Raw genomic sequence first — 6,497 nt, forward strand, 5'->3', positions numbered from 1 at the left:
CGGAGGGCGGGCCCCGGGCCCGGCGCTACCGGCTGATCGAGCAGAACCCGTCCGTCCCCTGCCAGAAGCGGTACAGCTGCTGGCCGCAGTACTGGTCGAGGTCGCCGACGCCCAGGTGGCGCAGCAGCGCGTCGATCACGTCGAAGAACGCGCTGTTGATCGACGGCACCCACAGCAGCGCGAACACGAAGAGCAGGCCGAACGGGGCGAACGGCTCCACCTGGCGCTTGACGCCGTACGACAGCCAGGGCTCGATCACCCCGTAGCCGTCCAGGCCCGGCACCGGCAGGAAGTTGAGGATCGCCGCCGTGACCTGGAGCAGGGCGAGGAAGGCGAGGGCGAAGCGGAAGTCGGACGGGACGCCGTCCAGCGCGTCCAGCCAGAAGGGGGCGGTGCACACGGCGGCGAACAGGACGTTCGTCAGCGGACCGGCGGCCGAGATCAGGCTGTGCCGCCAGCGGCCCCGGATCCGGCCGCGCTCGATGAAGACCGCCCCGCCCGGCAGGCCGATCCCGCCCATGATCACGAACAGCACCGGGAGCACGATGCTGAGCACGGCGTGCGTGTACTTCAGGGGGTTCAGGGTCAGGTAGCCCTTCGCGCCCACCGTGATGTCGCCGCCGTGCAGGGCGGTGCGCGCGTGCGCGTACTCGTGCAGGCAGAGCGAGACGATCCAGGCCGCCGTCACGAACAGGAACACGGCGACCCCGGGCTGCTCGGCGAAGCCGGACCAGGTGGCCCACCCGGTGACCGCGGTGACGGCGAGGATCCCGACGAACACGGGCGAGATCCGCCGGTCACTGGGGCGGGTGGCGGTGGCGGTCATGGCGGGGGGCTCCCGGGGCGCGTCGACGGTGGTGGCGTGCGGGGTAGACCGTACAGGTGACGTGGGAAGAACGTCATGCGGAGGGCCACGGGTTCCGGAGAGCGCTTCCGCAACCCACAGGCGGCGGCCGGGCGTCCCCAGGGACAATGGGCCCCGTGCGCTACGCGATCCTCGGCACCACCCAGGCACTCCGCCCCGACGGCACCGCCGTCCCCGTGGGCGGGGCGCGGCTGCGTGCCCTGCTGACCGTGCTGGCGCTGCGGCCGGGCCGCGCGGTCCCCGCCGGGCTGCTCGTCGACGAGGTGTGGGGCGCCGACCCGCCCGCCGACGCGACCGGCGCGCTCCAGGCCCTGGTCGGCCGGCTGCGCAGGGCGCTCGGCGCGGCCGCGATCGACTCCACCGACGGCGGCTACCGGCTGACCGCCACCCCCGACGACGTCGACCTGCACCGCTTCGAGCGGCTCACCGACGACGGCCTGCGCGCCCTGGCCGACGGCGACCCCGCCAAGGCGGTCGCCGTCCTCGACGACGCCCTCGCCCTGTGGCACGGCCCGGCCCTGGCCGACCTGCCCGACCGCACCGCCGAGGCGGCCCGCGCCGACGTCCGCCGCCTGGACGCCCTGCGCGCCCGCCACACCGCCGCCCTCGCCCTCGGCCGGGCCGAGCAGTCCCTGCCCGAGCTCACCGCCCTGTGCGACGCCCACCCCCTCGACGAACCCCTCCAGGCCCTGCGCCTGCGCGCCCTGCACGCCACCGGCCGCACCGCCGAGGCGCTGGCCGCCTACGACGGCGTACGCCACCTCCTGGCAGACCGCCTCGGCTCGGATCCCGGACCCGAACTGCGCGCCCTGCACGCCGAGTTGCTGGAGCCGACGGTCGCCCCGGCAGCACCGGCGGCCCGGCCCGGCAACCTGCGCGCCCGGCTCACCTCCTTCGTCGGGCGCGAGGCCGACATCGAGGCCATCCGGGGCGACCTCGCCGCCGCCCGGCTGGTCACCCTGCTCGGGCCCGGCGGGGCCGGCAAGACCCGGCTGTCGCAGGAGGCCGCCGAGACCCTGGAACACGTCCGGGACGGCGTCTGGCTGGCCGAGCTGGCCCCCGTCGACGACCCGGCCGGCGTCCCCGAGGCCGTGCTCAGCGCGCTCGGCGCCCGCGAGGCCGTGCTGTACGGCGGCGGCGCCGAGGCCATGCGGGCCGCCGCCGACCGGCACGACGACCCGGTCGAGCGGCTCGTCGATCACTGCGCCCGGCGCCGGATTGTGCTCGTCCTCGACAACTGCGAGCACGTGATCGACGCGGCGGCCGACCTGGCGGCCCGGCTCCTGGAGCGCTGCCCGGACCTGACGATCCTGGCCACCAGCCGGGAACCCCTCGGCGTGCCGGGGGAGCTGCTGCGCCCGGTGGAACCGCTGCCGGAGCCGGTGGCACTGCGGCTGCTCGCCGACCGGGGCGCTTCGGCCCGCCCCGGCTTCACGGTCGACGCGGACGACGAGACCGCGGCGGCCTGCGCCGAGATCTGCCGCCGGCTGGACGGACTGCCCCTCGCCATCGAACTGGCCGCCGCCCGGCTGCGGATGCTGACTCCGCGCCAGATAGCCGACCGGCTGGACGACCGGTTCCGCCTCCTCACCTCCGGCAGCCGCACCGTGCTGCCCCGCCAGCAGACGCTGCGTGCGGTCGTCGACTGGTCCTGGGACCTGCTCGACACGGCCGAACGCGACGTACTGGGCCGCCTCTCCGTCTTCGCGGGCGGCTGCGACCTGGCCGCCGCCGAGGCCGTCTGCGGCCGCGCCGCCCTCGGCGCGCTCGGCTCCCTGGTCGACAAGTCGCTGGTCGTCGCGGCCCCTTCGGGCGGGGCCGAGCACGACGGGATGCGCTACCGGCTCCTGGAGACCGTCGCCGAGTACGCCGCCGCGCGCCTGGACGAGAGCGGCGGGCGCGCCGCCGCCGAGCGCGCCCATCTGACGTACTACCGCGAACTCGCCCGCACCAGCGAGCCGTCGCTGCGCGGCCCCGGCCAGCGGGCCGCCATCGCACGGCTCCAGCTGGAGTACGAGAACCTGCGCACCGCGCTGCGGCACGCCATCGCCGTGCGGGACGAGCAGGAGGCGCTGTGCCTGGTCCACTCCCTGTTCTGGTACTGGCAGCTGCACGACCAGCGCATCGAGACCCGTACCTGGTGCGCCGACGTCATGGCCCTCGGCCCGGACCCGTTCGCCGCTCCGGTGCGGCGGGCCGAACCGGTGTGGCAGCGCTGCACCGACACCCCGCCGCCGTACACCGGCGAGGCCCTGGCCGAGGCCTGGCGCGGCGTGCACCTGGCCCATCTGGCCTGCATGGACACCGAGCTGGACGTCTGGCAGACGCCCGCGGCGCAGGCGAAGCTGCGCGCCGTCACCGAGGTCTACGAGCCCGGCCTGCCGCAGACCTGCCGGGCGCCGGGCATGTTCTGGTTCTTCGCCGTGATGCTGACCGGGGGCATGGAGCGGCTGCGCGACATCCTCGACGCGGCCGTCCGCACCTGCCGCGAGACGCCCGGCTACCAGTGGGAGCTGGCCGGGTCCCTCGCCCTGCGCGCCAACCTGCTCGCCAACCGCGCCGCCTGGGCGGGCGACGCCACCCGGGACGCCGACGAGGCCCTGGAGATCTTCCGGCGCCTCGGGGACGACTGGGGCACCGCCGAGGCCTTCTCCGGGCGCGCCGAGGCCCGGGAGCGCAAGGGCGAGTACCTGGCGGCGGCCGCCGACTACGAGGCCGCGATCGAGCGCATGGGGCGGCTCGGGGCCCGCGCCCAGCGTGCCGTGCTGCACGCCCGCCTCGGCAGCGTGCTGATCGAGGCGGGCCGGACCGAGCGCGGGGAACGGCTGCTGCGCCAGGTCCTCGCCGACAACGAGGGCATGAACAACGAGGCGATGCCCGCCGCCCGGCTCTTCCTGACCACCTGGCTCCTGCTGAGCGACCGGGTCACCGAGGCCCGCGAGCAGGTCCGGCTGCTGCGCACCGAGTTCAAGATCTCGCACTTCGTGGTCTTCGACGCCCTGATCCGCACCCAGGAGGCCTGGGTGGACGCGCTCGACGGCCTGCCCGCGGAGGCCCTGGCCCGGCTGCGGGACGCGCTGCGGCTCGCCGCCGACCCGCTGAGCGAGGCCATCACCCCGCACCTGCCCTCCCTCTGCCTGACCATCGCCGCGGTCGCCCTGGCCGGCCTCGACGGGGGAGTGCGCGCCCTGGACGCCGCCCGCTGCCTGGGCGCCTCCGACGCCCAGCTGCCGGCCGGCCACCTCCGGGTCGGCCTGGAGCGCACGGCACGCGACCGCTCGGAGGCCCGGGTCCGGGCCGTCCTCGCCGACGACCGGGCTTATGAGTCGGCGTACGCCGAGGGCGGTGACCTCTCCCGCGCGGAGGTCACCGCCCTGCTCTGACGCCGTGCCGTACGGGTCTGACGCCGTGCCGTACGGGGACGTCCCGGCGGACGTCAGCTCTTCGTGCGGAACTTGTAGATGGCGTAAGGCGCCGCCACCGCCGTGATCCCCACCGACCAGCCCAGTGTGATCCACAGGTCGTGGGCGACCGGCCCGCCGACCATCAGGCCGCGCGCCGCGTCGGCGAGCGTGGACAGCGGGTTGTAGTCGGTGAAGGCCTGCAGCCAGCCCGGCATCGACTTCGTCGGTGCGAAGATCGACGAGCCGAACTGCAGCGGGAACAGCACCAGGAACCCCATCGCCTGCACGGACTGCGCGTTCTTCAGGATCACGCCCAGGGTGAGGAACACCCACATGATCGAGGAGGCGAACACCGCGGACAGTCCCACGGCGGCGAACAGCCCGCCCCAGTGGGTGATGTGGAACCCGACCAGCACGGCGACGATCATCAGCACGGCGGTCGCGAACAGCATCCGCACCAGCTCGACGGAGATCTTCGCGAACAGCACCGAGCCGCGTCCGATCGGCAGCGACCGGAACCGGTCCATCACACCGGAGTTGAAGTCCTGGCTGAATCCGGTGCCGACGCCCTGCGAGAGCGTCATGCTCATCATCGCGATCATGCCGGGGATGACGTACTGGACGTACCCGTCCTGACCGCCGCCCAGCGCCTGCCCGATCGAGCCGCCGAAGACGTACACGAACAGCAGCGTGAAGACGACCGGCATCAGCAGCGCGTCGAACATGGACTCCGGGTCCTGCCGGATCCAGAGCAGGTTGCGGCGGATCAGGGCCCCGGTGTGCCGCAGGTGCCCGCGCAGCGGGATCCGGACATCGGTGGCGGTGGCGGTGGCGGTCGTGGCGCTCATACGGCGACCTCCTGACGGTCGTCGGTGGGCCGGGCGTCCTGCGGGGCACTGGCGCGGTGGCCGGTGAGGGACAGGAACACCTCGTCCAGGCTGGGCAGTTCGGTGGTGATGGAGCTGATGGTGATACCGCGGGCGGTCACGGCGCCGACCACCGCGGTCAGCTGCTCGTCGCTGAGGATCGGCACCAGCAGCGTGCCGTTCTCGCCGTCCACGGCGGTACCGGCGAGACCGGTGATGCCCAGCTCGTCGATCATGGCGGCCAGCGGCCGGACCTGGAGCGGATCGACGGGCCGCACCCGCAGCGTCCGTCCGCCGACCCGCGCCTTCAGCTCCTCCACCCCGCCGTTCGCGATGACCTTCCCGCGGTCCACGACGGTCAGCTCGGAGGCGAGCTGCTCGGCCTCCTCCATGTACTGGGTGGTCAGCAGCACGGTCACGCCCTCGCCGACCATGGCCTTGACCTCGTCCCACACCTCGTTGCGGGTGCGCGGGTCGAGGCCGGTGGTCGGCTCGTCCAGGAACAGCACCTGGGGGCGCCCGATCATCGAGGCGGCGAGGTCGAGCCGGCGCCGCATGCCGCCGGAGTAGGTGCTCGCCGGCCGCTTGGCGGCCTCGGTCAGCGAGAACCGCTCCAGCAGCTCGTCGGCCCGCGCCCGCGCGTCCTTTCGCGGCAGGTCGAGCAGCCGCCCGATCATGTACAGGTTCTCCCAGCCCGGCAGCTTCTCGTCCACGGAGGCGTACTGCCCGGTCAGGCCGATCACCCGGCGCAACTGGCGGGGCTGGCGCAGCACGTCGTACCCGGCGACGGTCGCTTCTCCCGCGTCGGGCCGCAGCAGCGTGGACAGGATCCGCACCAGCGTGGTCTTGCCCGCGCCGTTCGGCCCGAGCACGCCCCGCACGGTGCCCTGGCGGACGTCCAGATCAACTCCGTCGAGTGCCTTGGTGTCGCCGTAGTGCTTCACCAGCCCCCGGACGGACACGGCGTTGTTGTCGATTCGCGTCATGGGAAGAACCGTGCCAGTCCCCACCGACAAACCACCGACAGCCCACCGACACCACCCTGCAGCGCGCCGACAACCGACCGACGCTGCACTCGCCGCACATCGGAACCGAGCTCCCACCGGCCCGTCGGGACCAAGCGGCAGCTGGTCCGCCGTGGACGGCGGCCGGCACGCCGTGGCGAGCGGCCGAGCCGGCGTGGCTGGCAGCCGGTCCGCCGTGGCCGGGGGCCGAACCGCCACGGACGGCGGCCGGTCCGCCGCGAAACGGCAGTCGGCCCCCGTGGACGGCGGCCGGCCCGCCCGCCGGGGAACTACAGCGTGCCGGCCTCGGAGGTTCCGCAGTGGCTCTCACAAGGCCCGCCGAACGGGCGCGGGGCGG

4 protein-coding genes are annotated in these 6,497 nt (G+C 74.3%); 1 reads left to right on the plus strand and 3 read right to left on the minus strand.

The annotated features are described in order from the left end of the window. Positions 1-25 precede the first annotated feature (25 nt). Positions 26-826, minus strand: coding sequence for a site-2 protease family protein (locus tag AB0M11_RS30415; RefSeq protein ID WP_365711109.1), 801 nt, complete (start codon positions 824-826; stop codon positions 26-28). Between the two features lie 146 nt (positions 827-972). On the opposite strand from AB0M11_RS30415, the gene AB0M11_RS30420 reads away from it, so the two are divergent. Further along, positions 973-4,248, plus strand: coding sequence for a BTAD domain-containing putative transcriptional regulator (locus AB0M11_RS30420; RefSeq protein ID WP_365711111.1), 3,276 nt, complete (start codon positions 973-975; stop codon positions 4,246-4,248). A gap of 53 nt (positions 4,249-4,301) precedes the next feature. Here AB0M11_RS30420 and AB0M11_RS30425 read toward each other — a convergent pair whose 3' ends face one another. Continuing rightward, positions 4,302-5,117 (minus strand): ABC transporter permease, encoded by an 816-nt coding sequence (locus tag AB0M11_RS30425; RefSeq protein ID WP_365711113.1) that lies wholly within the window; start codon positions 5,115-5,117, stop codon positions 4,302-4,304. Further along, positions 5,114-6,121, minus strand: coding sequence for an ATP-binding cassette domain-containing protein (locus AB0M11_RS30430; RefSeq protein ID WP_365711115.1), 1,008 nt, complete (start codon positions 6,119-6,121; stop codon positions 5,114-5,116). The genes AB0M11_RS30425 and AB0M11_RS30430 overlap by 4 nt, the downstream gene beginning before the upstream one ends. Positions 6,122-6,497: the final 376 nt, after the last annotated feature.

Source organism: Streptomyces sp. NPDC051987 (assembly GCF_040680735.1).
GTDB lineage: Bacteria > Actinomycetota > Actinomycetes > Streptomycetales > Streptomycetaceae > Streptomyces.

Bases quoted from the DNA above. Each gene is read 5' to 3' on its own strand.
- AB0M11_RS30425 (WP_365711113.1), bottom strand. From the start codon at position 5,117: ATGAGCGCCACGACCGCCACCGCCACCGCCACCGATGTCCGGATCCCG.
- AB0M11_RS30415 (WP_365711109.1), bottom strand. From the start codon at position 826: ATGACCGCCACCGCCACCCGCCCCAGTGACCGGCGGATCTCGCCCGTG.
- AB0M11_RS30420 (WP_365711111.1), top strand. From the start codon at position 973: ATGGGCCCCGTGCGCTACGCGATCCTCGGCACCACCCAGGCACTCCGC.
- AB0M11_RS30430 (WP_365711115.1), bottom strand. From the start codon at position 6,121: ATGACGCGAATCGACAACAACGCCGTGTCCGTCCGGGGGCTGGTGAAG.